Origin of the sequence: [Zimmermannella] faecalis ATCC 13722, from assembly GCF_000381765.1 — a bacterium.
Lineage (GTDB): Bacteria > Actinomycetota > Actinomycetes > Actinomycetales > Microbacteriaceae > Gulosibacter > Gulosibacter faecalis.
This window is the reverse complement of sequence record NZ_KB907076.1, coordinates 113,807-139,979: the sequence shown is the minus strand read 5'-3', so window position 1 is coordinate 139,979 and position 26,173 is coordinate 113,807. Positions and strand designations below refer to the sequence as shown.

The following is a 26,173-nucleotide window of genomic DNA, read 5'->3' as shown; positions in this document are numbered from 1 at the left end:
CGGGAGTTGCGGCAGGGATCCTCTCCTGTGCTAAGCTCCTCTGGTGCCCAAGCGAGAAGTCGCCTGTGGTTCCGCCCCGATAGCTCAGTGGTAGAGCACTTCCATGGTAAGGAAGGGGTCGCCAGTTCAATCCTGGCTCGGGGCTCCATCAGTTGCTAGACCGGCAGCTGAGCCCGTGGCAGGGTAGCTCAGTTGGTGAGAGCGCACGACTCATAATCGTGAGGTCGCGGGTTCGAGCCCCGCTCCTGCTACCACGCTTCACCCCTGATCAGCACGCATTTTTGGATGCGGTTGGTCGGGGGTGTTTCTCGTTATACCTCACGAACGCGGCGGTACTCGGCGCCATCCGGTCGGCGCTCGAGCAGCTCGAAATCGACCAGGTAGCGACGCAATACGGCGACATCGTCGTGGAACTTTGCGAGCCGGTCGTTCAGCTCGGATTCGGTGAGGGTCTCATCGACGCCGATCGCGCGATCACGCACCCAACGTAAGAGTTCTTCGCGTTCGGCCGGCGCAGACGGATACGTGACGATGCGGTCGTTCACGAGAAACCGAGCGATGCCGGTGCGTGCCGGGCGCGCACCCTCTGCGAGCAGCCGCGGAAACACGTCGGGAGTGAGCGCGAGCACGCCGTCGTCGGTCAGAGCAGCAATTCCCGAGTTCGTGATGGCGGTCACGACGTGTCGCCGACGCGACGGCGAGAGCTCGAGCGCTTCGGGGTCCACCGATTCGCCCGCAAGCAGCCGTCCGGCCACGTGCCGAGTCTGTTCGTTCACAAACAGTGCGATGACGTTGCGCCACTCCGCAGCCATAACTCATCCTCCCCGCCTCATTGCATGCCGCATCGTTGCTCCGACCAACGGTAGTGATCGGAACAACGGCGGGCCAACTCGGCGGGGCCGAACCCCACGCAGCTAGAACGGCGGCGGTTCTTCGAGCGGCGCGAACTGTGGACCGGGCGGCTCGGGAACCATGGTGATGACCTGCCCAAGCGGCGATTTCCACACGAGCACCCCGCCCCCGAGATGCTCGACCGACCAGCCTTTGTGATGTTTCTGCCCGTGATGCACGTCGCAGAGCTGCTCGAGGTTGTTCTCGCGCGTCTTGCCGCCGTGCTCCCAGGCCGTCGCGTGGTCGGTGTCGCACGCTCGTGCCGGCCGTCGGCAGCCGGGGAAGCGGCACGTCATGTCTCGAGCTCGGCATCGGCGGCCCACTCGCGCGCCTCCTCGGCGCTGAGCGGCTGCACGCCGTTGAGCATCGGGACCCCACCCTGCGCGCCGCATCCGCCCGCTCGCGAGAATGCGCCGCCGAGCTCGGGGTCGCGCAGCGCGAGCACGGGCACGACGAGGCTCACGGTGGCCGTCACCCGAGCGGCACCGGCCGACGGACTGTCCAGGATCGCCTGCGGAGTCCCGGTAAGCAGGAGATCGGTAAACACGTCGGTGCGCAGCTGCGCGATCGTGCGCGGATCCGCCTCTGCCTCCTGCTCACCGTCACCCTGCTCGCCAGCAACCGCGTGCCCACCGATGCGCAGCGCCCGCGCATCCTGCGTGAGCACGGCGTCGATGGCCGCGGCCGCGGCTGAGGGAAGGTAGGCCGTGAGGTACGACATGCCGAAGTCGGCCGGTTCAACCGTGACGCGCCGCCGCTCGAACTCGCGGCGGTACGCCTCTTCGTGCGCCTCGCGCATGAGCTTCGCCGCGGTCGCCTTCGCGAACAGTTCGGTCGAGTGCACCGTGTGCGAGCGAGCATGCCGCAGCACGAGGCGGCCGTACTCGTCGTACTGCTTGGGATCGAGCGGTGTGTGGTGCGCGAGGAGGGCGCGCGTGTGCCAGGCCTGCACCTCACCCTCGGCGAGCGAGTCGAGCCAGTCGGGGAACTTCGTGACGAGGTCGTGGGCGCTGTGGGCGCGGTTCACGATCGTGACGTCAGACAGCTGCTTCGACGCCGCATATTCGCCCGCCATCGACCGCAGGTGCCGCGCGAACTCGCGCTGCCGGTCGCTCGCCGAAATCGAGGGTGCACAGTCGCGCGCCGTGCGCTGCTCGGCCGCGAGGTAGAGCGCCGCATACATCCGAATCTTCGAGGCCGAGATGCGCGCCTCGGCGAGCGTCGCCTCAATGTGCGCGCAAAGAATCTGCGCGAGGGCGGCGTCGAGCTCGTCGTCGTGCGGCGTCGCGTTGACTGCGGTGGATGCGCTCATCGGCCCGGCTCCTTTCTCGCGCGTGCTTGCTCGATGAATTCATCACACCACGAGCCTCCGACATGGAAACGTGCACGCCGATCGCGGCGGCCACAACCACCCCGCGATCCGTACAACCACGCGGAACTCGCGCATCCGTCGGGGAACTTTCGCGCCCCCGCGCGCATCAAACCAGCAACGGATTCCAACGGCGGAATCCCTCCCCACGGAATCAGGTGAGCACCATGTTCGAATGGGCTTGGGACCAAAACGGTGACGGCTACGCAGAGAGCTTGCTCTACGACGACGACGGTGACGGCGTGGCCGACTACTCCCTCAACGACTTCGACGCCGACGGCTACTTCGAGACGATCGGCATCGACACGAGCGGCGACGGCATCGCCGACTTCTACCGATACGACGCCGACGCCGATGGCTACTTCGAGTCGTACGCCTACGACAGCGACCAGAACGGAATCAGCGACGTGTACGTCGACAGCAACGGCGACGGCATCGTCGACGTCGCGTTCAGCGACACGAACGGCGATGGCCTGCTCGACACGGCCTATCTCGACACCGACCTCGACGGAGTCTTCGACGCCACGCTGATCGACACGAACAGCGACGGGGTGATCGACTCAAGCCCCGACGTCACCCCGACGACGAGCGGAAGTGTCGGGGCCGACTCAGCAAGCCAGACAGCCCTGCCCTGGGACCTCTTCAACATGCTCCAGGAGTCGCAGCAGCGAATCTTCTACAACATCCTCGACATCCCCTACACGGTCGAGTACTACTAACCGGCCCGACAGCCCCCTACTGATACGTCACGAGCGAGGGCTGCGGCTCGACCGCGAGCGTCTCGGCCGGCGTGAACGTCGGGGTGTCTTCGTCGATGAAGTTCTTCCACCCGAGCAGTATGCCGTCGGGCAGGTCGGCGACGAGCGCGTTCCACGTCTCGAACTTCAGCGGGGGAGTGCCGTGGCCGTCAACGTGCACGACGAGCCGCAACTCGTCGTGGCTCGTGTCGATCTCGTCGCGATCTTCGAGCATGTCGCCGCGGAACTGATGCAGCACGACCGCCTTCTGCGGCAGCTGGTGCTCGGCGGTGAGGTCGGCGAGCCAGTCGAGCGTCGCGTTCACCTCGTCGGCGCTCACGCTGCCGATCTGCACCATGTGCTGCTCGCCGGGCGCGAGCCGCCATTCGGGGTCGAGCGCGAGGCCGACATTCGGCTCGCGCAGCAGCTCCTCGTACAGTTTCGCCTGGTCGAGGAACGAGGTGTGGCCCGGCTGCAGGTCGAGCACGACGTAGATGCCCTCCTCGGCGGCGCGGTCAATCCACGGGCGCAGCGACTCGACGTCGCTCTCTGACGAGTAGTCGCCATCATCGCCCGCCGACGCACTCGCGACGGTCGCGCTGATCTCGAATGTCGGCACCACCTGCGTGTCGGTGAGCGCCTGATACTCGGCGGCCCGCTCCTTCACGTCCCGCACTGCCCAGTCGAGGTCGTGCTCGCCAAGCACCCCGAGCGCGCCATCGCCGGGATGCCCGTAGTCGGCGACCAGGATGCGGTCGTCGAGCGGCAGCATGCCCCCGCCGGGGACTTCGGTCGCGGTCGCGGCGGTCGCGAATCGTGCCGCGAACGTCTCCGTCTCGCCGAACTCCGCCCCGATCGCGAGCACGGTCGCGTCGGCGTGGTCGCGCGCGATCGCGACGGTCTCGCTCGACGTGCGCGGGTCGCCGGCCGGCAGCACCTCGACGCTGCCGCCCACCGCCTCGACCGACGCCTTCGGCGCGACGGCCGCAGCTGGCGCGTCCTCATCCGTGAAGAGCACTGCGGATACGCTCGGCTCGCCGCGCTCGACGTCGGGCAGGTCGGTGGTCGCGGGGTCGGCGTCGCCGTTGATCGACACCTGCTCGAACTCGCCGGCGCCTTCTGGCGAGTCGTCGCTCGCGTGCACCACGACGCGAACGCCGAGCCGCTCGAGCTCGGCGGGAAGCCCGGCCCCGTCGACGAGCAGCGGCGCACCCGCCGCGACCGCATCGTCGGCGAGCTGCGCCTCGTAGCCGGCCGTCGCGACGAACACGAGGCCGCTCGACTCGAACAGCTGCTCGCTCGCGGCGATGGATGCGGCGCTCGCGTCCTCGGCGTCGAGCACGGTCGGCGGAGCGGCCTCGGCACGGGGCGTGATGCGCAGGTCGTCGGCGCTACAGCCAACGAGCCCCACGAACGGAAGCGCGATCGCCGCGATGACGGCGGTCACACGAGTGTGCGTACGGCGAGACATCGAATCCTCCAAACCGGCGGGCGAGCCCCGGCGCCGGCGAGTCTAGTCGTAGCGCTTCGCGAGCCGCAGGGCCTCGCCGACGTAGCCGCCGCCGAAGATATGCGCGTGCATGATCACAATGCCGAGCCGGTGCAGATCGATGCGCTCCGCCCAGCCATCGGCGAGGGGCGACGCGGCGTCGTAGCCGCGGTAGACCTCGTCGAGGTGCGAGAACCCGAACACGGCAAGCGTGCCGAGGTCGGTCTCGGCGTGCCCGCCCTGCGCGAAGGGATCGATGAGCGTCGCGCCGGTCGGCCCGGCGTCGTAGAGCACGTTGCCCGACCACATGTCGCCGTGGCAGCGGGCGACGTCAAACCCCGCGTCGCGCACGAGCGACGGCTGCGGCACATCGAACTCGCCGGCGCAGAGCCGCTCCGCGAGTTGGTCGAACACCGCGAACTCGTCGGCGTCGATCGCGCCGCGGTCGCGCAGCCGCTCGGCAAACACGCGGATGCGCAGCTCGCCGTAGAACGCGCCCCACGACTCGGGCGCCCGGTCGCGATCGCGCACGATCGGGGTGCGCGACTGCCCGAACGCGTCGCCGCCCTCCCAGCCCGGCGCCGCGCATCCCCACCACTCGGCGCCCGCCGCGTGCGTCTGAGCGAGGGCCGCACCGAACCTGCGCGCCCGGTCGACCGTCGGTGGTGCCGACTCGACGTAGTCGAGTACGAGCCGATGCTCGTCAACCGACCGGATGCGCGCGACGGCAGCGCCGCCGTGCGGCTCGGCCTCGGCGAGCCAGCGCAGGCCGGCGGCCTCGCCGAGGAGGTTTCCGCTCGTTTTCGTGAAGGTGCGCATCGTCCTGGCCTCCTCAGTCGACGAGCCGCAAACCGATATCGGTCGTCACGGCCTGCCGCTGCCCGCCCGAGTGCACGAGGCTCTCGCCGTCGACCGCGACCGTGAGCTGCGTGCGGTGGCTGCGCAGGGCCGCGAGCACCGCATGCCGGTGCCGCGACAGCTGGTACCAGGTCGTGCCGGGCACGTCGGGCTGCTCGATGAGCTCCGCGAAGGGGACGCCCGCCTCGCGCGCGCAGGCGAGCGCGGCCTCGCGCGCCCGCACGTGGTCGGGATGCCCGTAGCCGCCCGCGTCGTCGTAGCTGATGATGAGGTCGGGCGCCTCGAGGGCGAGCGCGGCCGCGAGATCGGCCACGACCTCGGCGAGGGGTGCGGCGGTGAGCGAGCGGTCGTCGGTGGTGTCGGCGGGTCCGGCGACGCCGGGGCGCACCCACCGCATGCCGGAGTCGCGGTAGGCGCGCGCATCCGCCCCCGCCCCGCGCGCCGGCGGCGTGCCGAGCCAGTAGTGGGCGTCGATGCCGAGCGCCGCGACCGAGCCGCGCACCTCGCGCTCCCGCACGGCGGCGAGCTCGGCCTCAGACGTGTCAGAAGGGAGCACGCCGGCGACGATCTCGCCGGCCTCGCCGCGCGAGCAGGTCACGAGCGCGACGCGGGCGCCGTTCTCGTGCAACTCCCGCAGAAGCGCGCCGCCCGCGAGCACCTCGTCGTCGGGATGCGCGTGCACGACGAGCGCGCGGCGGACGCCCGCGAGTGGCCCCGCGACGTTAGGCATGCGCCGTCACCTCGGTGCGGGTTCGGTCGGCGCAGTTGATGAGGCCGCAGTAGACGTCGAGGAGCGCGGCCGCGGAGGCCTCCCACGTCATGTCACGGGCGTGGGCGAGGGCTGCGCCCGCGAGCCGTTCGCGCAGCGCCGCGTCGCCGAGCACGCGCTCGATCGCGCGGGCCCAGTCGGCCGGTTCGCGGGTGTCGACGAGCAGGCCGGTGCGGTCGTGGAGCACCGATTCCTGCAGCCCGCCCGAGCGGTACGCGATGACGGGGAGCCCGCAGGCCGCCGCCTCGAGCGCGACGAGCCCAAACGTCTCGGAGTGCGAGGGCATGAGCACGAGGTCGCCGCGCCGCATCTCGGCGGCGAAGCCGGCGCGCGAGAGGGCGCCGCTGAAGCGCACCCAGTCGCCAAGCCCGTGCCGTGAGACTGCCTCGTGCAGTGAGCGCTCGTACGCGACCGAGTCGGGTGGCGGCGTGCCGACCACGACGAGCTCGGGGCGCAGCGCCTCGGGAATCTCGGCGAGGGCGTCGATCGCGAGGTCGACCCCCTTGAGCGGATGCAGGCGGCCGGCGACGATGACGCGCGGGCGGTCGCGGTGCTCGCGCTGCGCGGTCTCGGGGAAGAAGAGGTCGGTGTCGACGCCGGGCGGCACGATGTCGACCCGGGCGGGGTCGGCGCCGAGGCGCTCGATCGCGGTCTCCCGCTCTGCCTCGCTGATGACGACGAGGGTGCACGACTCCTTCGCGAGCCGAGCCTCGCCGGCGAGCCGGCCGGGCGACTCCGCCCGTTCGCCCGCCGAAAGCGGAAGCGCGCTGTCGGCCGCGATCGAGTGGAAGCTCTGCACGAACGGAATGCCGAGATCGCGTGCGACCGGGAGCGCCGCGATGCCCGAGAACCAGTGCTCGCCGTGGATGAGATCGACCGGCAGTTCGCGGAGCAGCTCGACCAGCGCATCCCGAAACTCGTCAATGAGCGCCTCGTGCTCGCCCTTCTCGATCGTGCGGGCTGGCCCGACGTCGAGCGCGTGCAGCCGAAGGTTCGGCGCGAGTTCGGCGACGGCGGGCCAGTCGGGGCTCTGGCGGCGCGTGATGAGCTCGACCCGGTGCCCGGCGCGGGCGAGCACCTCGGCCTGTGCGCGCACGACGACATTCATGCCGCCGGCGTCTTTCGTGCCGGGCTCGTCGGTGGGGGAGGTGTGGAGCACGACGAACGCGATCCGCAGCGGCGCCACCGAGGTTGCGTCAGAAGTCATGCTGCGACGCTACCGCGACGAACGGGCCCCGGAGTGCGCCGCGCGCGAACACCGGGGCCCGTTCGTCATGGTTCTACTTCGCGAGCTCTGCCTCGAGCGCCGCGTCGGCCGCCTTCAGCACGTCAGCGGCAACCTCGATGCCCTCGATGCGGCCGAGCTCGACGTCCTCGTGCTCGATGTTCACGAGCATGTCGGGGTCGACCTCGTGCAGCGCGCGAAGGAACTCGGTCCAGTACGCGACGTCGTGGCCCTTGCCGAGGGCGACGAAGTCCCACGCCGACTCCTTCGGCCACTCGTTCGCCCACTCGTCGCCGCCGAGGTTCGTACGGGGCTCCGCCGGGTCGAGGCGGCGGAAGCTGTTGTCGAGCACGCCGTTCAGCTGCGCCCACTCGGGGTTGACGCGCACATCCTTCGCCGCCGCGTGGAACACGAGTTCGCCAAGGTGGCGCACGACCGCGACCGGGTCCATCTGCTGCCAGAACAGGTGCGAGGCGTCGAGTTCGACGCCGACGTTCGTCGCGCCCGTGAGGTCGATGAGCTGGTGCACGCTCGCGCAGTTGAAGACGACGTTCTGCGGGTGCAGCTCGAGGGCGACCTTCACGTCGCTGTCGCGCGCGAGCCGGTCGGTCTCGCGCCAGAACTTCGCGACGATGTCCCACTGGTAGTCGAGCACTCCGAGCGCCGCCGAGTTCCAGGCGTTGACGACCCAGTTCACACGGCTCGAGCCGGGCTCGCCACCCGGCAGGCCCGACATCGTCACGACGCGGTGCTGGCCGAGGCGCTCGGCGAGGCGGATGCTGCGGCGAATGTCTTCGGCGTGCTTGTCACCGATCTCGCGGTTCGGGTGCAGCGGGTTGCCGTTGCAGTTGAGGCCCGCGATCTCGACGCCCGTGCCCTCGAACAGGCCGAGGAAGTCGTCGCGCGCGGTGTCACTCACGAGGATGTCGTCGAACGTCGGCACGTGCACGGCGGGCAGGAACCCGCCCGTGTTCAGCTCGATGCCGGTGAGCCCGAGGTCGGCGATGACCTTGATCGCCTCGGGCAGCGGGCGGTCGTGGAGGATCGCGTTGTAGAGACCGAGTCGCATCGTCGTTACTCTCCGATCTCGACGGTCGCGCCGCCGGCCTTCGCCGAGCGGGCCGCCGCGTCGAGCAGCAGCATGTTGTGCAGGGCGTCGTGGAAGTCGGCGTTGCGGGGCAGCGACTCCGACTCGGGGATGCCCGCGACCTCTTCGAGGAACGCGCGTGCCTGGAACACGAACGACTCGTTGTGGCCGATACCGTTGCCGGGCGCATCCATCGCTACGCCGCCGCGGTAGTAGGGGTGCTCGGGGCCGATGAACACGGTGCGGTAGCCTGCGGTGGCTGGGTCGTCGCCGTGCAGGTAGACCTGCACCTCGCCGGTGCGGCGGAAGTCGAAGGTTGCGGCGCCCTTGTCGCCGAATACCTCGACGACGAGCGTGTTCGGGTGACCCGCGGCGACGCGCGACACCTGCAGCGTCGCGGTGGCGCCGTTCGCGAAGGTGCCCGAAAAGGCGGCGACGTCGTCGTTCTCGACGGGCTCGTACTCGTCGCTCACCTCGACGTGCTCGTGCCCGACAACCGCGCCGAGGGGGAGCGGACGCTCGGCGATCGTGGTGCTGAGGATGCCGCCGCGCACGTCGACGAACTCGCTGTTCGCGGCGAACTCGGCGAGGTAGGCGAGGTGGCTGCCGACGTCGGCGAGCGCGCCCGAGCCCGCAGGGCCCTTGTAGCGCCAGCTCATGGGCGCCTTCGGGTCGCAGGCGTAGTCCGTCCAGTAGTAGCCGCTCACGTTGAGCACGTTGCCGAGCGTGCCGTCAGCGACGAGCTTGTTGAGGAACGCGAAGCCGGGGCTGCGGTGGTTCGTGAAGCCGATGCGGGCGATGGTCTTCGCGTTGTCGGCGGCCGCGATCATCGCGCGGGCGTCGTCGATCGAGTCACTGAGGGGCTTTTCGCAGAGCACGTGCTTGCCCGCGGCGAGGAGTGCCTCGACAATCTCGCGGTGCAGGAAGTTCGCGACGACGACGCTCACCACGTCGATGTCGTCGGCCTCGACGATCGCCTGCCACGAGGTGTCGAATCGTTCGTAGCCGAACCGCTTCGCGGTCGCCTCGGCGAGCTGCGCGTTTACGTCGGCGATCGACACGAGACGAATCTCGGGGAGCGTGCTGTCGTAGACCGCCGAGGCGCTGCGGTAGGCCGCGGCGTGCGACTTGCCCGCCATACCTGCGCCGATGACGGCGACGCCGATGCTCTTGGTCATGTGAGTCCTCCCGGACATTGACGGCCCGGCTCTTCACTGCGCCGGTGCGGTGGTGAGACTCCAAGGCGAAATCCCTCGACAATGCTGTCATTGTGCATATGTCATGTCAAACGGTTTCGTGCTCGATTTGGCGAGTGAATCTGTGAAGGCACTGAGGCCGCGGGTATTGGCTGGTCGCATGATCATCAACGCAGCTGATTCCGGATTCACCCTTCACGAGCCCGACGACTTTTCCCGCTTTCACATCGACGCTGGCGGCCGCACGCTCGCGCAGCTCACCGACCTCGCGACCGACCACGTCTCAGTGATTCCCGTCGTCGACGCCGAATACCTCTGGGTGTCGGTCGCGTTCCTGCGCGGCGACGAGGCGAGCGCCGAGCGCAACGAGAAGATCGACCACCTCGTGAGCTTCGCGAAGGAGCGTGGCTGGTACGACGAACAGGCGGATGCGGTGCGCGCGCACGTCGAAGGGGTTAGCGGCTAGAGGCCTCGCGACGAGTGGCATGCCCGTGGCACATCGGGCCCCGGGTGTAGGATGCTCGGGTGAAGTTTTCGATGTCGCAGCACGTGCGTGCGGGTGGAGGTTCCGGCGACCGAGTCGCCGACCGTAGGTAGCCCCGCTCTCGCGGCCCCGCGTATCCACGCGTGCGGGCCGTGCGCTGCTGTGCGCCCGCGAAGTCGGGCGCAGAATCACCACGACATCAGATCAGGGCGTTTCGATCGCCCGAACGTAAGGACTTCATCATGCTTCCGATTTCGGAAAAGCATATTCGCACCCACTTCCTCAACGCGTCGAAGAAGGAGCGCACCGAGCTCACGCTGCCCGAGAACTTCGATGACCTCGACTGGGAGGCGCTCGACATTCTCGGCTGGCGCGACCCCCGCATCGCCCGCCGCGCCTACGCATTCGTGCCCGTCGACGGCGAGATCGTCGGCGTGCTGTTCCAGCAGCAGCCCCCGCTGCCGAAGCCGCAGCTGTGTGGCTGGTGCCACGACGTGCGGATGCCGAACGACGTCGTGTTCTCGAACGCGAAACGCTCGGGGTCGTCGGGCCGCAACGGGAACACCGTCGCCGTGTATGTGTGCAAGAACTTCGAGTGCTCGTTCAACGTGCGCAACGATCCGCCCCTGCCGTACGACGGGTTCGACGCGGATGCGGCGCGTACGGCTCGCATCGAGGGTCTGCGCGAGCGTGCGGCGCAGTTCGTGCGCGGGTTGTAAGGGCCACCGCGCCGGGGGTAGCTGGCTGGGGGTGGCTGGCGGGGAGCCGACCAGGGTGGCACCATCGGTCTATTGTCGTAGAGTGGGCACAATGTTTGCTAGGTGAGAAGAATGCGACGGGGCAGTGATGGTGAACCAAGCGGTAATCGCGTACGGAGCGGGCGACCTTCGGGTCGAGAGCCACGAGACTCGGGAGCTCGCGCCAGACGCGGTTCGCGTTGACGTCGTCTACGGCGGCATCTGCGGCTCCGACCTCCACTACGCGAATCACGGCGCGAACGGCGACTACCGAATTCAGGAGCCGCTCGTGCTCGGCCATGAAATCGTTGGCTACGTCGGCGCGGTCGGCGAGGCTGTTGGTCCCGAGGTGTCGGTGGGGTCGCCGGTCGCGGTGCATCCGGCGACCCCCTCGCCGGGCCCCGACGCGGCTCGGGTCACCGGGCTGCACCTCACCCCGGGCGGCGCGTACCTCGGCAGCGCCGCCACGGTGCCGCACACGCAGGGCGGATTCCAGGGTTCGCTCGTCGTGCGCCCAGATCAACTGCGAGTGATCCCCGAAGGGTTGCCGCTGCGGCGGGCCGTGCTCGCCGAGCCGCTCGCGATCGCTCTGCACGGCGTCGACCGCGTGCGCGACCGGATCGCCGGGGCTCGCGTGCTCGTCTCCGGCGCTGGCCCGATCGGCGCGCTCGTGATTGCTTCGCTCCGCGAGCGCGGGGCGACCCACATCACCGCGGCCGACATCCAGGAGTTCCCACTCGGGGTCGCGGCCAAGGTCGGCGCCGACGCCACGGTGAACCTTTCGCATTCGCGTGTTGGTGACGGCGAGTTCGACCTCGTCTTCGAGTGCTCCGGCGTGGCACCGTCGTTCGCCGCCGCGCTCGACTCGGTGAGGCCAGGCGGCGCGATCGTGCAGGTGGGAATCCTGCCGGCGCGCGATGTGCCGACGGCGGTGTGGAAGCTGCAGAGCCGCGAGATCGCGCTGTTCGGGTCGCAGCGATTCGACAACGAGCTGGGCGAGGCGCTCGACGTGCTCGCGCGCCGGCCTGAACTCGACGCGGTCGTGACCGCTGAGTATCCAATCGCCGATGCGCTCGAGGCGTTCGCCGAGGCGGCCGATTCTTCGCGGAGCAGCAAGGTGATTCTTCGCCTTGCGGATGCGCGCGTTTAGTCGGCGTCGCTCGCGGCGACCTCGGCCTGCAGAATCGCGGCGAGCTCGTGCTCGTGGCCAACGATGTCGTCGGTGAGCCCGGAGATTGAGACGCAGCCGAGCGTCCGGTCGCTCCGGGAGAAGGCCGGCACGCCGACGGCCGCCTGGCCGAGATTCACGTCTTCGTTCGAGAGCACCCAGCCGAGCTCGCGAATTTCCTCAGCGTCGGCGAGGAGATCGGCTGGCGTCGTGATCGACCGATCGGTCGAGGTCGCGAAGTCGCAGGACTCCAGATACCCCGCGCGCTCGTCGTCGCTCGCGTAGGCGAACAACAGCCGCCCCGCGGCGCCGATATTGAAGGAGAACAGGCGCCCCGGTCGAAGCGAGAGCAGCACGAGACTCTTCACCGGCGACCACGCGATGCAGGCGGCGCCCTTCGCGGTCGGCAGCGAGAGGAAGCTCGTCTGGCCCGTGCGGGTCGAAACCGTTTCGAGGCGGTCGATGACGTGTTGCCACTCGGGGAACGACCGGTGCGCTGCATCCGCGAGGTGGAGCCATCTCGCCGAAAGGCGCACGATGCCGGCGTCATCGACGCGAACGAGGCCGATTGCGGCGAGGCCGTCGACGAGGCGGTACACGCTCGAGCGGGGGAGGCCGATCTCGGCGGTGATCACCGAGTGGCTCGCCGACTCGATCTCCGACAGCAGGGTGATGATCTGATTCGCGTTGTCGAGCAGTTTGATCGTGCTAGCCACGGTGTGCCTCCCAGCCGAGGAGCGTACTTGCCTCGTGGGCGCGTGAGGTCACGAGCTCCACGAGCTCATCGTTCTCTATTACCTGATCGCGCAGTCCGCCACAGCTGATCGCGGCGGCGACGCGGCCGAGGTGATCAAACACGGGTGCCCCCACGGATGCTACGCCGCGCGTGACGTCGCCGTCTGACAGCACGTATCCCTCCGACGCGTAGTGGGCGAGGCGTTGTTTCAGCGTGCTCCGAGCCGAGGCGTTCAGGCCGAGGCGCGCGATCATCGCGTCGGCGTCTTTTTGAGGCATGCCCGCGAGGATCGCCGTCGGCGCGGCCCCCACCGAGAGGGGGAGCGAGCCTCCCACGACAAGGTCGAGCAGTCGCACGCCGTGGCCGGCATGGCGCTCGATGCAGACGGCGGTCGTGCCGGACGGGAGACACAGGTGCGAGGTGAGCATCGTGCGGTCGCGGATTTCCACGAGCAGCGGTGAAATGAGCGCGCGAATGTCGAGCGAGTCGATGAACGCCGAGCCGGCGGCGAGCGCGCGGAGGCCGAGCCGGTAGAGGCCCCGTGAACTCCCGTGCATGACCCAATCGAGCTGGAGCATGCTGCGCAGGAGCCGATACGTCGTGCTGATGGTCTCGCCGATCTCGGCTGAGATCTCGCTCGCGGCCCGTTCGCCCGATTCGAGGGCAACCAATACCGCGTTCGCTTTGTCGAGGATCTCGAGATGCTGCGGTGCGGGTTCGACGGCCATACCAAATCATTGCACGGCCATACGGGGCGACGTAGCATTGTTTGCGCTAGTCGGACACTCTGTCTAGTAAGCGCAAATAAGAATCAAGGGTGATGTATGCGTCAGCAATCGGAATCGGTAGTGGCAATCTCCGGCGGAGCGAGCGGGATCGGGCTGGCCACCGCGCAGCTGCTTGCGAGCCAGGGGGCCCGTATCGCGGTGCTCGACCTCGACCTGGAGCGGTCGGAGGCCGCGATCGAGACGCTCGAGGGTGACGGCCACCTCGCGCTCGTCGCCGACGTCACGTCGGCCGACTCGGTCGACGTGGCCTTTGGGGAGATCGCGAGCAGGTACGGGCGATTGGACGGGGTGCTCGCCGCCGCGGGCATCGTCGACCCGGCCCCCTCGGCCACCGCGTCAGACGAGAGCCTGAGTCGGCTGATTGAGATTCACCTGCTCGGCAGCATCCGGATGTGCCGGGCCGCGTATCCGCTCCTTACGGAGTCTGACCACGGCGCTATCGTGCTCATGTCCTCAATGGGCGCACGGCTCGGCGTGGCCGAGCGGCTCGGCTACAACGCGGCGAAGGCAGGCATTGAAGGAGTCGTGCGCACGCTCGCGGTCGAGTGGGTGCCCGAAGGAATTCGCACGAACGCGGTCGCGCCCGGCTGGATCAAGACGCCGGCGATCGCGGGGCTCATTGCCTCGGGCTACCTCGACCCGACGCCGGTCGAGAACCGCACGCCTCTCGGGCGGTTCGGTGACCCCGAAGAAATCGCCGAGGTGATCGCGTTCTTGCTGTCGCCCGCCGCCTCCTACATCACGGGGCAGTCGATTGCGGTTGACGGGGGAATGACGGTGCACTTCCCGCACCCGAAGCAGTAGGGCTCGCGACGGCCGTGCACGGCACGACGCTCCGCTGCGCGACGCGCGGGGCGATCGTGCCGAGCACGATGTCGACGAAGTGTGAGGTGGTTCGGTGGGTGGCGAGATCGGCCTCGGAGCGCCAGCCCTCGATGAGCAGAATGCGGTCGGGTTCGTCGTGTGGCAGCAGGACGTGGAAGTACTCGCACCCGTCCTCTGCCTCGGTGGCGATTCGCGCGGGTTCAAGCAGGCGAAGCACGTCTTCGCGATCGCCCGGCGCGCAGTCGTATGTCGCGAACGTGGTGATCGTCATTCCGCGCTCCGCTCGAGCTTGCGCACGGCCCAGTCGTTGACGCGCTCGAGGTCGAGCTCGAACGCGAGGCCAGGCTCCGTCGGGCGCGCGAGCTCGCCGTCGCGGATGTGCGGGTACACCGATCCGGTCGTGAGTCGGTACGAGGGCTCAAAGGGGCGGTCATCGGCGAACGCCTCGACGTAGGGCATCGCGTCGCTCGCAAAGCTGAAGTGCTGGTGCACGTAGGGGTGTGCGTGGCCCGACGTTGGGATGCCGGCCTGTCGCGCGGCGCCGATAACGTCGAGGGTCGGCTGGATTCCGCCAAGGGTCGTCGCGTCGACCCGGAGCACGTCGACCGCGCGCTCGGTGACGAGCTGGAGGAGCGCCTCGGGGTCGGTTGCGTCGTCGCCAGAGCCGATCGGGACGTTCGACGACTCGGTGAGCGGTCGCAGAAGGTCGAAGCGGTGGTGGGGGAAGGGGTCTTCGAGCCAGGCGATGTCGAACTCCTCGAGGGCCCGCACCATGCGCTGCGCGTCGCGGAGCGAGTGCCAGGAGCCGTTCACGTCGACGACGAGCGCAAGCTCTGACGCGTCGCGGCGCTCGCGGATGAGGTCGAGGCGCGTGAGGAGCTGCCGCGGGTCGCGATAGCCGGCCGCCTCGAGTTTGATCGCCCGGTAGCCCTCGTCGGCCCGGGCGAGCAGGCGGTCGGCGAATGCGCGGTCGGTCTCGTTCGGGAGCTCGTACCCCTCGACGAGCAGCACCGGTGCGCTCGAGGGGCCGCCGCCGAGGAGGCGCCAGAGCGGGGCGCCGAGGTGCTTGCCGCGGATATCCCACATCGCGAGATCGACGAGCGAACGCGCCTGCGCGAGGAGCCCCGTCTGGTCGAGGAACGAGTGCATGCCCCGCGAGCGCGTGTGGAGGGCGTCGACGTCGAGCGCGTCAAAGCCCAGCACCGAGTCGGCGAGCATGTCGTGCACGATCACGTCGAGCGGAGCGCCGCGGTTGAGGCCGACTGCGGCGCCCGTGAGCCCGGATTCGGTGGTGATCTGCACGACCGTGCAATCGCGGTGGGTGATCGTATTCCACTTGAACTTGATCGGGTTTTCGAGCGGTACGCGGCTTCGCCAGGCGGTGACGTTAATGGCCTTGGTCATGATCCACTCCTTTGTGTCGTCATGGGGTTTGTGCCGTCATGGGGCGGGTGTCGTCGGCGGGCGACTCGCCCGCCCGGACTTCGTGAAAATTATCACCTATTGCGGCAAGTGTCCATTGTGTGCAACTATGCATCCGGACGAGGGAGACGCACGGCTCCCCGACGACTCGCCAAAGGAGGCATCGCATGAAGCTCGATTCGCATCAGCGTGAACTTGGAAACGTTGCAGGCCGCACGGCACTCATTACCGGAGCATCGAGCGGGATCGGCGCCGCGATTGCGACGACGCTGCTCAAGGGCGGCGCGAAGGTGCACGCCGTCGCTCGCCGCGAGGCCGAACTCGCGGAGGTCGGCGGAGACTACCTCGAGCAGGGCCAGTTCGTGCCGCACGTGCTCGACGTTGCCGATCGCGACGCCGTTCAGGCGCTCCTCGACGACCTCGAGCAGCACGACCCCATCGACACGCTCGTGGTGGCGGCCGGCCGCAACATCAACCCGCGCACGTTCGGTGACGTCGAGTTCGACGCGTGGGACGACCTCATCGACGTCAACCTCAATGGCGCGTTCTACTTCCTGCGCGGCGCGCTGCCCCAACTGCGCGAGTCGGCGGGCGATGTGGTGCTCATCTCGAGCGTCGCGGCCCTGTGGCCCGATCACTCCGGCGCCGCCTACCAGGCGTCGAAGGCCGGCATGATCGGCCTCGCCCGCGGCGCCGCCCGCGACGAGCACGCGAACGGCGTGCGCATCACGACCATCCTCCCCGGCGTCGTGAACACTCCCATCCTCGACCGCCGCCCGAGCCCGCCGCCGCAGGAACTGCGTCGCTGGTTCATTCAGCCCGACGACGTCGCGCAGGCGACGCTCGCCGCCATCACGATTCCGGGCCGCACCACGGTCTCCGAGATCACCCTCGCCGCCACCCGACTGCAGTCCATCGGTAACACCCAACAGGCGACGCCGACCCTGCCCGAGGGCCTCGACTAACCCCACCTCCACCCTGATTGTCGACCTCAAAGGAGAGGTTCATGGCCAACACCATCACCACGAGCGAGGGCGTTGCCCCGCAGAGTCGCGCCTCGATTATGCGCGCGACCCTGGCGGGCACGCTCGGCACGACGCTCGAGTACTACGACTACGTCATCTACGGCCTCGCAACGGCCCTGATCTTCAACCAGCTGTTCTACTCAGATCTGCCACCTGAAGTCGGGTTTATCGCCGGCTTTGCGACCTACGCGGTCGGCTTCGTCGTGCGCCCGATTGGCGGACTCCTGCTCGGCGCGATCGGCGACCGCATCGGCCGCAAGATCATCATGGTGCTCACGATCGTGCTGATGGGCTTCGCGACGTTCGCGATCGGCCTGCTGCCGACCTACGAACAGATCGGTGTCGCCGCGCCACTGCTGCTCGTCCTCTGCCGAATGATTCAGGGCTTCGCCACCGGCGCGGAGCTCGCGAGCGCGTCGTCGCTCATGGTCGAGTCGGCGCCACAGAAGCACCGCGGATTCGTGGGATCGTTCGTGTCGTTCGGCACCAACGGCGGCTCGCTGCTCGCGACCGTGGTGTGGCTGCTCATCAACCTGATGCCCGAAGAGCAGCTCATGTCGTGGGGTTGGCGCCTGCCGTTCCTCGGTTCGATCTTCGTGACGCTGATCGGGCTGTGGATTCGCAAGGGCGTCAAGGAGAGCCACGTCTTTGAGTCGGTCGCAGAACGGCAGCGCAGCCGCTCGATGGGGGAGGTCTACAAGAACTTCTTCAAGAGCGGGTGGCGATCGTTCCTCGTCTGCTTCAGCCTCCGCATCGGCGAGGGCGGCACGAGCGCGATTTACCAGGTGTTCCTGGTCGGATATGTCGCCTCACTCCCGGGGCAGGGCCAGACCACCGGTGCGACCGCACTGTTGATCGCCTCGCTCGTCGGCGTCGTCTCGATTCCGATCATCGGCACGCTCACCGACCGGTTCGGGCGCCGGCGAGTGTTCCTGATTCTTGCGGGCGTGCAGGTGCTCTTCGCGTTCCCCGGCCTCATGCTCATCTCGACGGGGGAGACCTGGGCGATCTTCGCGGCCTTCGTGCTCGCATCGGGCATTTGCGTGCAGGGCATGTACGCCACCGAATCCGCCTACATGGTCGAGATGTTCGGGCTTCGCCACCGCCTCACCGGCGTCACGGCTTCGAAGGAGCTCGGCGGGCTCGTGGGTGCCGGGTTCGGGCCGCTCATCGTGGCCGCGCTCGCTGCCGCGACCGGGCACTGGTGGGTCATCGCCGCCTACGTCGCGCTGCTCGCGCTCATCGGCTTTATCGGTGCGCTCGTCTCGCCCGAGGTTGCTGGCCGAGACCTGACGCTCGACGAGGATGCGATGGGCCCGCGCAAGGGCTGATCCAACAAACACGTGTGGGCGGGCTCGAATTCGGGCCCGCCCACACGTGTTTTGGTTCGCTTACGCCTCTTCGTCGACCGTCACCCGCGCATCCTGCCGCGCCGAGCGCCAGCGGAAGAACAGCGCGAGCAGACCGCCCGAGATGTTGTGCCACACGCTGAACACGGCCGCGGGCAGCGCCGCGACGGGGCTGAAGTACTGCGTCGCGAGCGTTGCCGCGAGGCCCGAGTTCTGCATGCCGACCTCGACGGCGGTCGTGCGGGCGACGCGCTCGGGGTACTTGAACGCGCGCGACGCGAAGTAGCCGAGCAGGTAGCCGAGGCCGTTGTGGAGGATTACGACGAGGAGCACGAGCAGGCCCGCCTCGACGATCTTCGACGCCGAGCCCGACACGACGGCGACGACGACGTACGCGATGCCGAGCACGCTCACCCAGGGCAGCACGGGGAGGATCGCGTCGATCCACTTGCGCAGCAGCCAGCGAATCACGAGGCCGGCGACGATCGGGGAAAACGAGAGTTTCTCGGCACAATTGCCGACAGCATCCGTGCGCTCGGACGAGCACCGGAAGCAGTAACCGACGTTGTGCTTTCGCACCTGCACTACGACCACACTGGGCAACTGCGCGATTTCCCAAATAGCCGAATCTGGGTTCAGCAGAAAGAATGGGACTTCTGGCACGGTCCCATGGCGCGGCGCAAGATGTACTCCCACATTATTGAGCCGAAGGACATCGCCTACCTTGACGAGCGACTCGAGGGTGGCGACGTGCAGCTCATTGACGGTGACGTCGAAATCGCACCGGGGGTGACGACACGCTTGCTCGGCGGGCATACCCCTGGGCTGCAAATCCTGGAATGCAGCCTCGGCGACCGTGCTGTGGTGTTGGCCTCCGACGCGAGCCACTACTTCGCGAACTATGAAGAGGACGAGCCGTACGCCATCGTCGATCACGTACCGTCGGTGCTGAGCGCGTTCGACCGAATCCGCGAGCTCGTGGCGGAAGAGGGAGTCTTCGTGCCCGGGCATGATCCTTTGGTTCGTGAGCGATTCACTGGCCGGGTCAACGGCGACGAAAACCTCATTCTGCTCGCGACGCAACCGGTGATCGCATAGCCCTACGTGCCGCAGTAGGTGACGTAGGGGCCGAACGACTCGGGTGCGCCGGTCGCGTAGCGCTCGCGGCCGGCCACCTGGGCGAACGGATCGGTCACGGCCTCGAGCAGGGCACCGACGGGGGCGAGGTCGCCGCCGTTCGCTGCCTCGAGCGCCTCTTCGACGAGGTGATTGCGCGGCACCACGACGGGATTCGTGCGACGAATCGTTGCGGCGTCGGGCTCGTACGCGCGCCACCGGTCGAGCCAGCCCGCGAGGTCGCTCGCGTCGAGCCCGAGGCCCGACACCGCGGCGTCGTCACCGTCGGCCGCGCCCGCGAGGCCGCGGAAGAAGCGCGTGAAGTCGCCGTGCGCATCCCGCAGCAGCGCGAGCGCCGCGTTCCCTAGCGCGTCGACCTGCGCGTCGCCGACCGTCGCCGGCAGGCCGAGCTTGTCGCGCATCCCCGCTGTCCAGGCCGCACGGTACTGCGGGGCGAACTCGCGCAGCGCCGCCTCGGCCGTGGCGATGCCCTCGGCCTGGTCGTCGGCTAACAGCGGGAGCAGTGCCTCGCCGAGCCGCGCGAGGTTCCACTCGGCGATCGCCGGCTGGTTCTCGTACGAGTAGCGGCCGTCCTGATCGATCGAACTGAACCACGTCGCGGGGTCGTAGGCGTCGAGGAACGCGCACGGCCCGTAGTCGATGGTCTCGCCCGAGATCGTCATGTTGTCGGTGTTCATGACGCCGTGAATGAAGCCGAGCAGCATCCACCGCGCGACGAGCCGGGCCTGGGCCGCGATCACCGAGCGGTAGAGCTCGAGCACCGGATGCGCCGACTCGCGAGCCTCGGGCACGTGCCGGTCGATCGCGTGGTCGGCGAGCGCGCGCAGCACGCCCGGGTCGTCAAGCGAGCGGGCGTACTGGAAACTGCCGACGCGCAGGTGGCTGCTCGCGACGCGCACGTGAATCGCACCCTGCTCGGGGAAGTCGCGCTGCACGATGCGGCCCGTCTTCACGACCGCGAGCCCACGAGTCGTCGGTACGCCGAGCGCCGCCATCGCCTCGCTCACGATGAACTCGCGCAGCATCGGCCCGAGCACCGCCTGACCATCGCCAGCGCGCGCGTACGGCGTGCGGCCCGAGCCCTTGAGGTGCAGGTCGCGCAGCTCACCCGAGGGGGACTCGAGCTCGCCGAGCAGGAGCGCGCGACCGTCGCCGAGGCGGGGCGAGTACCAGCCGAACTGGTGACCCGAATAGATCTGCGCGACCGGCGTCGCGCCCTCGGGAAGCAGGGCGCCCGTGAGGAAGCGCACGCCGTCGTCACTGCGCAGCCATTCGGCGTCGAGCCCGAGCTCGCCCGCGAGCGTCTCGTTGAGCAGCAGGAGCTCGGCGCGCGGCGACTCCTCGGCCTGCCACGGCGTCGCGAGCGCCGGGAGGGCGTCGGCGAACCGCGACCGCAGCGCGATGCCGGCGACACCGGCCTTGTCGGTCGGCTCGGCTACCGGGGAGCGGTCATTGCGCATCGAATCGTCCTCACGTCGGGAATGCCCGCCAGGCTACGCGCCCGACGTGAGCGTCCGGCGAGCGAAGTCGCGAACGTGACGCTATTCGACGCGGCGTTACTTGGGGCCTTGCCCCGACGCCGCTGTTAGCCCGCTTCGGTCGGCGACGGCAGGTACTTGCCCGACGGCGCCGGTACCGACGCCGTGAGCAGCGTGCCATCCGAGCGGTGCCAGCCCGCGATCGTGTGCATCCCGAGCTCGCGATCGACCCGCGGGCCCTGCCCCTGCAGCGGCACCGTGACCGGGTCGCCCGCGAGCACGATCAGCTCTTCGTGCCGCACGCTGAGCCGCGCCTCGGTACCCTCCTCAATCTCGAAGCGAATCGACTCGGGGCGCAGCTCGACGCGCACGAGCGCGCCGTGCAGCCGCAGCTTGAAGTCGATGCCCTCCCAGTCGTCGGGCAGGCGCGGGTCGAAATTGACGTCGCCGCCGTGGTCGCGCATCCCGGCAAAGCCGCACACGGCGCCGAGCCAGAGCCCGCCCGATGCCGCGACGTGCACGCCGACGTCGGTGTTGTCGTGCAGGTTCGCGAGATCGACGAACGCGGTGTCGCGAAAGTACTTCTTCGCGAGCTCGAGGTGCCCGACCTCGGCCGCGATGATCGACTGCACGGCGGCCGACAGGCTCGAGTCGGCGGTCGTGAGCACGTCGTAGTACTCGAAGTCGTTGAGCTTCTCTTCGGCGGTGAACCGGTCGCCGCGCAGGAACAGCGCAAGCACGACGTCGGCCTGCTTAATCACCTGGAACCGGTAGATGACGAGCGGGTGAAAGTGCAGCAGCAGCGGCCGCTGCGACTTCGGAGTGTTCTCGAGATCCCACATCTCCTTGTCGAGGAACGACGCGTCCTGCGGATGCACGCCGACCTGCTCGTCGTGGGGGATATACATGCGTCGTGCCGCGCGCCGCCAGTTATCGACCTCGTCGAGGGTGACGCCGAGCCGGTCGATCGTGCGGGCATAGTCGCGGGGATGCGAGTCGCGCAGCAGCTCGATCGTCTCGGCGGCGACCCGCAGGTTCTCTTGCGCCATGACGTTCGTGAAGAGGTTGTCGTTCACGACGGTCGTGTACTCGTCGGGCCCCGTGACGCCGTGAATGTGGAACGTCTCGGTCGCGTTGCTGCGCCAAAATCCCAGGTCGTACCACATACGCGCGGTCTCGACGAAGACGTCGACCGCGCCGCCGAGCAGGAACTCGACGTCGCCCGTCGCGGCGAGGTACTGCGACAGCGCGTGGGCGATGTCGGCATCGATGTGATACTGCGCCGTGCCCGCCGCGTAGTACGCGCTCGACTCCTGGCCGTTGATCGTGCGCCACGGGAAGAGGGCACCGCGCTCGTTGAGTTCGACCGCGCGGTCGCGGGCGTGGTCGAGCATCCGCACCCGATACCGCAGCGCGTTTCGCGCCATCGTCGGCTGGGTGTAGGTCAAGAAGGGGAGCACGAAGATCTCGGTGTCCCAGAAGTAGTGGCCGCCGTAGCCCGAGCCCGAGACGCCCTTCGCCGCGACGCCGAGCCCGTCGGCGCGGGCGGCCGCCTGCGCGACCTGAAAGAGGTCCCACCGCATCGCCTGCTGCAGGTCGGGATGCCCGTGGAGCGTGACGTCGGACTTGTTCCAGTACTCGGCGAGCCACTCGCGCTGCTGCTCGCGAAGCGCATCCACCCCGAACTCAAGGGCGCGCGTGAGCGTGCGCTCGCAGCGGTCGGCGAGCTCGCGGGCGGGCGCGACCCCGGCCGTGTGATACGCCACGTACTTCGTGAGCCGAATGCGGTCGCCGTGCTTGCCGTTGATGCGGAAGACGCGCTTCGCGAGGTCAGGCTGCAGTTCGGTCGAGGCGCGGTACTCGCCGTCGGCGTCGCCGTTGATGTCGATGCGGTGGTCGATCGCGCACGCGAGCGACATCTTCGAGCGGGCCGTGCGGTAGCCGAGCGAGAGCCGCTCGCCAGACTCGCGCTGCAGCATCGGCTCGAGTACGCGGCCGCGCAGCTCTTCGGCGTTGCGCGGGTCGAAGGCCTCGGGGGTCGTGTCGGCGGGGGCCTTGTCGCGGTACTCGTCGACGCCGTCCTGCCGGTTGAGCAGCTGGCTCGAGATGACGATCGAGGCGTCGGCGTCGAGCAGCTCGACCTCGTAATCGATCACCGAGAGGTGGCGCTCGCTGAACGACACCATGCGGCTCGAACGGATGCGCACCCGCTTGCCGCCCGGCGTGCGCCAGATGAGGTCGCGGGTGAGCACGCCCTCGCGAAAGTCGAGGCGCCGCTCGTACGCGAGCAGCTCGGCCGTCGAGAGAATGAGCGGCTCGTCGTCGACGTAGAGGCGAATCACCTTCGCGTCGGGCGCGTTGAGGATCGTCTGCCCAACCTTCGCGAAGCCGAACGCCTCTTCGGCGTGGTGAATCGGCCACGTCTCGTGAAACCCGTTGATGTACGTGCCGTGCTCGCCGGCCTCGCGGCCCTCTTCGATGTTGCCGCGCATGCCGAGGTACCCGTTGCCGACCGCGAAGAGGGTCTCGGTGTGGCCGAGCGTTGCGGCGTTGAAGCGGGTCTCGACGAGCGCCCATGGGTCGACGGGGTAGCAGGTGCGGTCGAGCACGCCGCGGGCCGGCTGCGGTTCGGCGTCGGCGAGGTTCGTCATGCGCCAGTGCCCTTCCCGGTTGGCGTGAGCAGCGGAATCAGGTCGGCGAGGTCGTCGACCACGAGGGTTGCGCCGTTCGCCCGGAGCGCGTCGTGCCCGGCGCCCCGGTCGACGCCGATGACGGCGCCGAAGCCGCCGGCCGCGCCCGAGGCGACGCCCGATTCGGCGTCTTCGACGACGGCGCACTCGGCGGCCGGTACGTCGAGTTCGCGGGCGGCCTGCAGGTACGTGTCGGGCGCGGGTTTGCCGGGCAGGCCGAGCTCGGCCGCGTGCACGCCGTCGATGATGGTCGTGAACCGGCGCCCGAGGCCCGCCGCCTCGAGCACGGTGCGGCCGTTGCGCGAGCTCGTGACGACGGCGGTGCGGATGCTCGTCGCGGCGATCGCGCGCAGGAACTCGAGCGAGCCGGGGTAGGCGGCGATGCCGTCGGCCGCGAGCAGGCGCGCGAACTCGGCGTTCTTGCGGTTGCCGAGCCCGCCGACGGTCTCGGCGTCGGGGGTGTCGTCGGGCGAGCCCTCGGGCAGCTCGATGCCGCGCGACGCGAGGGTGTCGCGAACGCCGTCGAAGCGGGGCTTGCCGTCGAGGTGCTCGAAGTAGTCGCGCTCCGTGTACGGGGCGACGCCGTGCTTCGCGAACTCGGCGGTGAACAGCGACGACCACGCGCGGCGGTGAATCTCGGCCGTCGGGGTGATCACCCCGTCGAGGTCGAGCAAAAAGGCGCGGATGCCGTCGAGTCGCTGGGTGCTCGCTGCAGCAGTCATGTGGCCAATTGTGCGCCACCTTCGGCTTGGCGTCGGCTGCACCGCCCGGTGGGTGGCGATTTCTTCACCCCATGCCGCGGCACATTTGCGGGCTCAGCGCCGCCGGGCGCGACCCACCGCGATGAGCGCGATGACGAACGCTGCCGCCGCGAGTATCCCCGCCCCGATGAACAGCCAGGCGGGTGGGCTCTCGGCGTCGGCAGGGGCAGGTTGCGCCGGCGTCGCGACGGGCGACGGCTGCGGCTCGAGCGTCTCGAAGTCGGGCTCCTGCGGCGGTCGCACGGCGGGTGCCTCGCCGATGGCGGCGAGCTGCGTCTCGAACTCGGCGAAGGTGAGGCCGGTCGACGGGTCGGCGAGCTTCACCGCCATCGCCGCGACAGGGGCGCGCACGCGGTCGACGAGTTCGCTGGCCTCGAACGCGTCGGGAATGTCGCTCCAGATCGCAAACATCGCCCCGCTTGACTCGTCGATGAGGTCGGGCTGCCCGCCGACCGACGGATACACGGTCGCATTCCACGAGCCGAGAATCGCCTCGCCGGTGGGGTAGGCATAGCCGACCCGCTCGCCGAGCACGAAATAGAGGTACTCGTCGTTGACGTTAATAAGGCGGTACCCCTGCGCCGCGAACTCGCTCGCGGGCACGGCGCCGGGCGGGCGCTGCGTCCAATACGCGACCTCGACCGACTCGTCGAGCTCGACCACCGAGCCGCGCAGCATCCCGTCGCTCCACACCCGGGGCTGGTAGCCCGCGTCGGCGAGCAGCGCGGCCGTGTCGTTCACGAAGTCGGTGAGCGCGTCGTACGCCGTCGCCTCGGGGCCGTGCTCGGCCTGGGCCGCGGCGGTGAGCGTCGCGACCTCCGACGCGTTGTCGAATGCGACAAACTCGTCGGCGCCGAGGTTCCACGGCACGGGCCCCGGCATGTCGGGCTGCGCGAAGAGCTCGGCGTACTCGCCGATGAGGTCGTGCGCGAAGTCGACGCCCGCCTCGGTCGTTACGTCGAGGGCGCCGAACACCTCGCCACCCGCGGCGTCGCGCAGCCGCAGGTCGGGATACGACTCGAGCGCGTGATCGAGGTGGCCGGGCATGTCGAGCGACGGCACGACCCGAATATGGAGGTCGTTCGCGAACGCGATGAACTCGCGGATCTCGGCCTGGGTGTGCGCGTCGGGCGAGGCGATGTCGGGATGCGTCGTCGACTCGATCGCGAAGCCCTCGTTCTCAGAGAAGTGCAGCTCGAACTCGGTGACGCCGACCCAGCTCAGCTGCGTGAGCAGCGCCTCGAGCGTCTCGATCGGGTAATGCTTACGGGCGATGTCGAGGTGCACCGCGAAGACCTCGGGCGCATCCGAACTGCTGGACCCCACGCCGAACGCGTAGGCCCCGTTTGGCAGCGAACCCCCGCCCACGAGCTGCTGCAGCAGCGGTCGGGTGGCGCGGAACACCCCGGCCGCGTCGGTGCCAGACACGATGACGCCGTCGGGCGTGGTCTCGAGCACCGCCGCGTCGCCGAGCGTCAGCACGATGTCGTCGGGGCCGGCCTCCTCGACCGCGAGGTTGGAATCCACGAGGTTATCGACGCCGAGGAGCGCCGGCGGCTCACTCGTGAGGCCGAGGGCCGCGAGCTCCTCGGCGAGGCGCGCGGCCTCGCGGTCGAGCGAGGGGTCGGTGAACAGGATGCGCGTGGCCGGGCTGGGCGCCCAGGCCGGCCCGTCGCCGGGCGAGTGCGACGTCGGCGGCGGGAGCATCGTGAGGGCCGCGTCGGCCTGCGCGGGTGCGGCCGATGAACCCGGCGATGATGGCGTGGGGGAGGCGGCCGCCGCGAGCGGTCCCGCTGCCACGAGGCCCGCGACGACCGCGAGCACGATGCCGAGGCGCGATCGACGCCGCCGATTCCCCGTACGGCGCGCGCTGACGAACCTGCGCATACCGGCCACCTCCCCGAGACGATTCGACCGTATCCGACCGTCCCGAACGCCGCTGGAGCTGAGGC

The 26,173-nt window shown here is 69.0% G+C and carries 26 protein-coding genes and 2 tRNA genes; 10 read left to right on the top strand and 18 right to left on the bottom strand.

What is annotated here, in order from left to right:
* Positions 1-73 precede the first annotated feature (73 nt).
* Positions 74-148, top strand: a tRNA-Thr gene (locus tag G328_RS0105060).
* A gap of 29 nt (positions 149-177) precedes the next feature.
* A tRNA-Met gene (locus tag G328_RS0105055) sits at positions 178-254 on the top strand.
* Positions 255-311: 57 nt separating this feature from the next.
* Here the strand turns inward: G328_RS0105055 and G328_RS0105050 are convergent.
* The 3 genes from G328_RS0105050 to G328_RS0105040 all read right to left on the bottom strand — a co-directional run bounded on the left by G328_RS0105050 (position 312) and on the right by G328_RS0105040 (position 2,203).
* Positions 312-812 carry a DUF2087 domain-containing protein gene (locus tag G328_RS0105050; RefSeq protein ID WP_019618260.1) on the bottom strand — a complete coding sequence of 167 codons (501 nt, stop codon included), beginning with the start codon at positions 810-812 and terminating at the stop codon, positions 312-314.
* Between the two features lie 102 nt (positions 813-914).
* Positions 915-1,187: an HNH endonuclease signature motif containing protein gene (locus G328_RS16710; protein ID WP_019618259.1), complete on the bottom strand. Its 273-nt coding sequence runs from the start codon at positions 1,185-1,187 to the stop codon at positions 915-917.
* A complete protein-coding gene (locus G328_RS0105040; RefSeq protein ID WP_019618258.1) occupies positions 1,184-2,203 on the bottom strand; it encodes a DUF222 domain-containing protein in 1,020 nt (339 codons plus the stop codon). The genes G328_RS16710 and G328_RS0105040 overlap by 4 nt, the downstream gene beginning before the upstream one ends.
* A gap of 224 nt (positions 2,204-2,427) precedes the next feature.
* Between G328_RS0105040 and G328_RS15740 the strand changes: the two genes are divergently transcribed.
* The gene (locus G328_RS15740; RefSeq protein WP_019618257.1) at positions 2,428-2,979 is read left to right on the top strand and encodes a hypothetical protein; all 552 of its coding nucleotides are present in this window, start codon (positions 2,428-2,430) and stop codon (positions 2,977-2,979) included.
* Between the two features lie 16 nt (positions 2,980-2,995).
* Here the strand turns inward: G328_RS15740 and G328_RS0105030 are convergent, their stop codons facing one another.
* The 6 genes from G328_RS0105030 to G328_RS0105005 form a co-directional block, all read right to left on the bottom strand.
* Complete coding sequence (locus tag G328_RS0105030) at positions 2,996-4,468, bottom strand: hypothetical protein (protein ID WP_187325732.1); 1,473 nt, start codon at positions 4,466-4,468, stop codon at positions 2,996-2,998.
* A 42-nt stretch (positions 4,469-4,510) separates the two neighbouring features.
* Positions 4,511-5,305, bottom strand: coding sequence for a fructosamine kinase family protein (locus tag G328_RS0105025; RefSeq protein ID WP_019618255.1), 795 nt, complete (start codon positions 5,303-5,305; stop codon positions 4,511-4,513).
* Between the two features lie 13 nt (positions 5,306-5,318).
* Positions 5,319-6,074, bottom strand: a complete 756-nt coding sequence (locus tag G328_RS14300; RefSeq protein ID WP_019618254.1) for a PIG-L deacetylase family protein — start codon at positions 6,072-6,074, stop codon at positions 5,319-5,321.
* On the bottom strand, positions 6,067-7,320 hold the full coding sequence (locus G328_RS14295; protein WP_040904879.1) for a glycosyltransferase: 1,254 nt from the start codon (positions 7,318-7,320) through the stop codon (positions 6,067-6,069). The genes G328_RS14300 and G328_RS14295 overlap by 8 nt, the downstream gene beginning before the upstream one ends.
* Before the next feature lie 73 nt (positions 7,321-7,393).
* The gene (locus G328_RS0105010; RefSeq protein WP_019618252.1) at positions 7,394-8,407 is read right to left on the bottom strand and encodes a sugar phosphate isomerase/epimerase family protein; all 1,014 of its coding nucleotides are present in this window, start codon (positions 8,405-8,407) and stop codon (positions 7,394-7,396) included.
* Positions 8,408-8,412: 5 nt separating this feature from the next.
* Entirely contained in the window at positions 8,413-9,603 is a 1,191-nt protein-coding gene (locus G328_RS0105005; protein ID WP_019618251.1) for a Gfo/Idh/MocA family protein, read from the bottom strand.
* A gap of 178 nt (positions 9,604-9,781) precedes the next feature.
* On the opposite strand from G328_RS0105005, the gene G328_RS0105000 reads away from it, so the two are divergent.
* The 3 genes from G328_RS0105000 to G328_RS0104990 all read left to right on the top strand — a co-directional run bounded on the left by G328_RS0105000 (position 9,782) and on the right by G328_RS0104990 (position 11,992).
* Positions 9,782-10,087, top strand: a complete 306-nt coding sequence (locus G328_RS0105000; RefSeq protein WP_019618250.1) for a hypothetical protein — start codon at positions 9,782-9,784, stop codon at positions 10,085-10,087.
* Positions 10,088-10,347: 260 nt separating this feature from the next.
* Positions 10,348-10,824 carry an FBP domain-containing protein gene (locus G328_RS0104995; protein ID WP_019618249.1) on the top strand — a complete coding sequence of 159 codons (477 nt, stop codon included), beginning with the start codon at positions 10,348-10,350 and terminating at the stop codon, positions 10,822-10,824.
* Between the two features lie 127 nt (positions 10,825-10,951).
* Complete coding sequence (locus G328_RS0104990) at positions 10,952-11,992, top strand: L-idonate 5-dehydrogenase (RefSeq protein WP_019618248.1); 1,041 nt, start codon at positions 10,952-10,954, stop codon at positions 11,990-11,992.
* On the opposite strand, the gene G328_RS0104985 is transcribed toward G328_RS0104990, so the two are convergent.
* Positions 11,989-12,726 carry an IclR family transcriptional regulator gene (locus G328_RS0104985; RefSeq protein WP_019618247.1) on the bottom strand — a complete coding sequence of 246 codons (738 nt, stop codon included), beginning with the start codon at positions 12,724-12,726 and terminating at the stop codon, positions 11,989-11,991. The two genes, G328_RS0104990 and G328_RS0104985, sit on opposite strands and share 4 nt — an antisense overlap.
* A complete protein-coding gene (locus G328_RS0104980) occupies positions 12,719-13,474 on the bottom strand; it encodes an IclR family transcriptional regulator (RefSeq protein WP_019618246.1) in 756 nt (251 codons plus the stop codon). Before G328_RS0104980 ends, G328_RS0104985 begins: the two co-directional genes overlap by 8 nt.
* 96 nt (positions 13,475-13,570) lie before the next feature.
* On the opposite strand from G328_RS0104980, the gene G328_RS0104975 reads away from it, so the two are divergent.
* Positions 13,571-14,338 (top strand): SDR family NAD(P)-dependent oxidoreductase, encoded by a 768-nt coding sequence (locus G328_RS0104975; RefSeq protein ID WP_040904877.1) that lies wholly within the window; start codon positions 13,571-13,573, stop codon positions 14,336-14,338.
* Here the strand turns inward: G328_RS0104975 and G328_RS0104970 are convergent.
* A complete protein-coding gene (locus G328_RS0104970) occupies positions 14,274-14,630 on the bottom strand; it encodes a putative quinol monooxygenase (RefSeq protein WP_026339660.1) in 357 nt (118 codons plus the stop codon). The genes G328_RS0104975 and G328_RS0104970 overlap by 65 nt on opposite strands.
* Positions 14,627-15,763 (bottom strand): mandelate racemase/muconate lactonizing enzyme family protein, encoded by a 1,137-nt coding sequence (locus tag G328_RS0104965; RefSeq protein ID WP_019618244.1) that lies wholly within the window; start codon positions 15,761-15,763, stop codon positions 14,627-14,629. Before G328_RS0104965 ends, G328_RS0104970 begins: the two co-directional genes overlap by 4 nt.
* 185 nt (positions 15,764-15,948) lie before the next feature.
* Between G328_RS0104965 and G328_RS0104960 the strand changes: the two genes are divergently transcribed.
* Together G328_RS0104960 and G328_RS0104955 are read left to right on the top strand one after the other, a co-directional pair.
* Positions 15,949-16,746 carry an SDR family oxidoreductase gene (locus G328_RS0104960; protein WP_019618243.1) on the top strand — a complete coding sequence of 266 codons (798 nt, stop codon included), beginning with the start codon at positions 15,949-15,951 and terminating at the stop codon, positions 16,744-16,746.
* A gap of 41 nt (positions 16,747-16,787) precedes the next feature.
* Positions 16,788-18,137, top strand: coding sequence for an MFS transporter (locus tag G328_RS0104955; protein ID WP_019618242.1), 1,350 nt, complete (start codon positions 16,788-16,790; stop codon positions 18,135-18,137).
* A 60-nt stretch (positions 18,138-18,197) separates the two neighbouring features.
* On the opposite strand, the gene G328_RS16610 is transcribed toward G328_RS0104955, so the two are convergent.
* On the bottom strand, positions 18,198-18,734 hold the full coding sequence (locus G328_RS16610) for a bile acid:sodium symporter family protein (RefSeq protein WP_338063015.1): 537 nt from the start codon (positions 18,732-18,734) through the stop codon (positions 18,198-18,200).
* On the opposite strand from G328_RS16610, the gene G328_RS16145 reads away from it, so the two are divergent.
* The gene (locus tag G328_RS16145) at positions 18,669-19,253 is read left to right on the top strand and encodes an N-acyl homoserine lactonase family protein (RefSeq protein ID WP_235619849.1); all 585 of its coding nucleotides are present in this window, start codon (positions 18,669-18,671) and stop codon (positions 19,251-19,253) included. The genes G328_RS16610 and G328_RS16145 overlap by 66 nt on opposite strands.
* A 2-nt stretch (positions 19,254-19,255) precedes the next feature.
* Here the strand turns inward: G328_RS16145 and G328_RS0104940 are convergent, their stop codons facing one another.
* From G328_RS0104940 to G328_RS0104925, 4 genes are all read right to left on the bottom strand, one after another.
* Positions 19,256-20,752, bottom strand: a complete 1,497-nt coding sequence (locus G328_RS0104940) for a protein adenylyltransferase SelO (RefSeq protein ID WP_019618239.1) — start codon at positions 20,750-20,752, stop codon at positions 19,256-19,258.
* A gap of 125 nt (positions 20,753-20,877) precedes the next feature.
* Positions 20,878-23,421 carry a glycoside hydrolase family 65 protein gene (locus tag G328_RS0104935; protein ID WP_019618238.1) on the bottom strand — a complete coding sequence of 848 codons (2,544 nt, stop codon included), beginning with the start codon at positions 23,419-23,421 and terminating at the stop codon, positions 20,878-20,880.
* On the bottom strand, positions 23,418-24,182 hold the full coding sequence (locus tag G328_RS0104930; protein WP_019618237.1) for an HAD-IA family hydrolase: 765 nt from the start codon (positions 24,180-24,182) through the stop codon (positions 23,418-23,420). The genes G328_RS0104935 and G328_RS0104930 overlap by 4 nt, the downstream gene beginning before the upstream one ends.
* 93 nt (positions 24,183-24,275) lie before the next feature.
* Entirely contained in the window at positions 24,276-26,108 is a 1,833-nt protein-coding gene (locus G328_RS0104925; protein ID WP_019618236.1) for a beta-N-acetylhexosaminidase, read from the bottom strand.
* Positions 26,109-26,173: the final 65 nt, after the last annotated feature.

Bases quoted from the DNA above. Each gene is read 5' to 3' on its own strand.
- G328_RS0105050 (WP_019618260.1), bottom strand. From the start codon at position 812: ATGGCTGCGGAGTGGCGCAACGTCATCGCACTGTTTGTGAACGAACAG.
- G328_RS0104935 (WP_019618238.1), bottom strand. From the start codon at position 23,421: ATGACGAACCTCGCCGACGCCGAACCGCAGCCGGCCCGCGGCGTGCTC.
- G328_RS14295 (WP_040904879.1), bottom strand. From the start codon at position 7,320: ATGACTTCTGACGCAACCTCGGTGGCGCCGCTGCGGATCGCGTTCGTC.
- G328_RS0104930 (WP_019618237.1), bottom strand. From the start codon at position 24,182: ATGACTGCTGCAGCGAGCACCCAGCGACTCGACGGCATCCGCGCCTTT.
- G328_RS0104970 (WP_026339660.1), bottom strand. From the start codon at position 14,630: ATGACGATCACCACGTTCGCGACATACGACTGCGCGCCGGGCGATCGC.
- G328_RS0104990 (WP_019618248.1), top strand. From the start codon at position 10,952: ATGGTGAACCAAGCGGTAATCGCGTACGGAGCGGGCGACCTTCGGGTC.
- G328_RS0105040 (WP_019618258.1), bottom strand. From the start codon at position 2,203: ATGAGCGCATCCACCGCAGTCAACGCGACGCCGCACGACGACGAGCTC.
- G328_RS0105025 (WP_019618255.1), bottom strand. From the start codon at position 5,305: ATGCGCACCTTCACGAAAACGAGCGGAAACCTCCTCGGCGAGGCCGCC.
- G328_RS0104925 (WP_019618236.1), bottom strand. From the start codon at position 26,108: ATGCGCAGGTTCGTCAGCGCGCGCCGTACGGGGAATCGGCGGCGTCGA.
- G328_RS0104980 (WP_019618246.1), bottom strand. From the start codon at position 13,474: ATGGCCGTCGAACCCGCACCGCAGCATCTCGAGATCCTCGACAAAGCG.
- G328_RS0104955 (WP_019618242.1), top strand. From the start codon at position 16,788: ATGGCCAACACCATCACCACGAGCGAGGGCGTTGCCCCGCAGAGTCGC.
- G328_RS0105000 (WP_019618250.1), top strand. From the start codon at position 9,782: ATGATCATCAACGCAGCTGATTCCGGATTCACCCTTCACGAGCCCGAC.
- G328_RS0104940 (WP_019618239.1), bottom strand. From the start codon at position 20,752: ATGCGCAATGACCGCTCCCCGGTAGCCGAGCCGACCGACAAGGCCGGT.
- G328_RS14300 (WP_019618254.1), bottom strand. From the start codon at position 6,074: ATGCCTAACGTCGCGGGGCCACTCGCGGGCGTCCGCCGCGCGCTCGTC.
- G328_RS0104975 (WP_040904877.1), top strand. From the start codon at position 13,571: ATGCGTCAGCAATCGGAATCGGTAGTGGCAATCTCCGGCGGAGCGAGC.
- G328_RS0105010 (WP_019618252.1), bottom strand. From the start codon at position 8,407: ATGCGACTCGGTCTCTACAACGCGATCCTCCACGACCGCCCGCTGCCC.
- G328_RS0105030 (WP_187325732.1), bottom strand. From the start codon at position 4,468: ATGTCTCGCCGTACGCACACTCGTGTGACCGCCGTCATCGCGGCGATC.
- G328_RS0104995 (WP_019618249.1), top strand. From the start codon at position 10,348: ATGCTTCCGATTTCGGAAAAGCATATTCGCACCCACTTCCTCAACGCG.
- G328_RS0104965 (WP_019618244.1), bottom strand. From the start codon at position 15,763: ATGACCAAGGCCATTAACGTCACCGCCTGGCGAAGCCGCGTACCGCTC.
- G328_RS15740 (WP_019618257.1), top strand. From the start codon at position 2,428: ATGTTCGAATGGGCTTGGGACCAAAACGGTGACGGCTACGCAGAGAGC.
- G328_RS0105005 (WP_019618251.1), bottom strand. From the start codon at position 9,603: ATGACCAAGAGCATCGGCGTCGCCGTCATCGGCGCAGGTATGGCGGGC.
- G328_RS0104960 (WP_019618243.1), top strand. From the start codon at position 15,949: ATGAAGCTCGATTCGCATCAGCGTGAACTTGGAAACGTTGCAGGCCGC.
- G328_RS16710 (WP_019618259.1), bottom strand. From the start codon at position 1,187: ATGACGTGCCGCTTCCCCGGCTGCCGACGGCCGGCACGAGCGTGCGAC.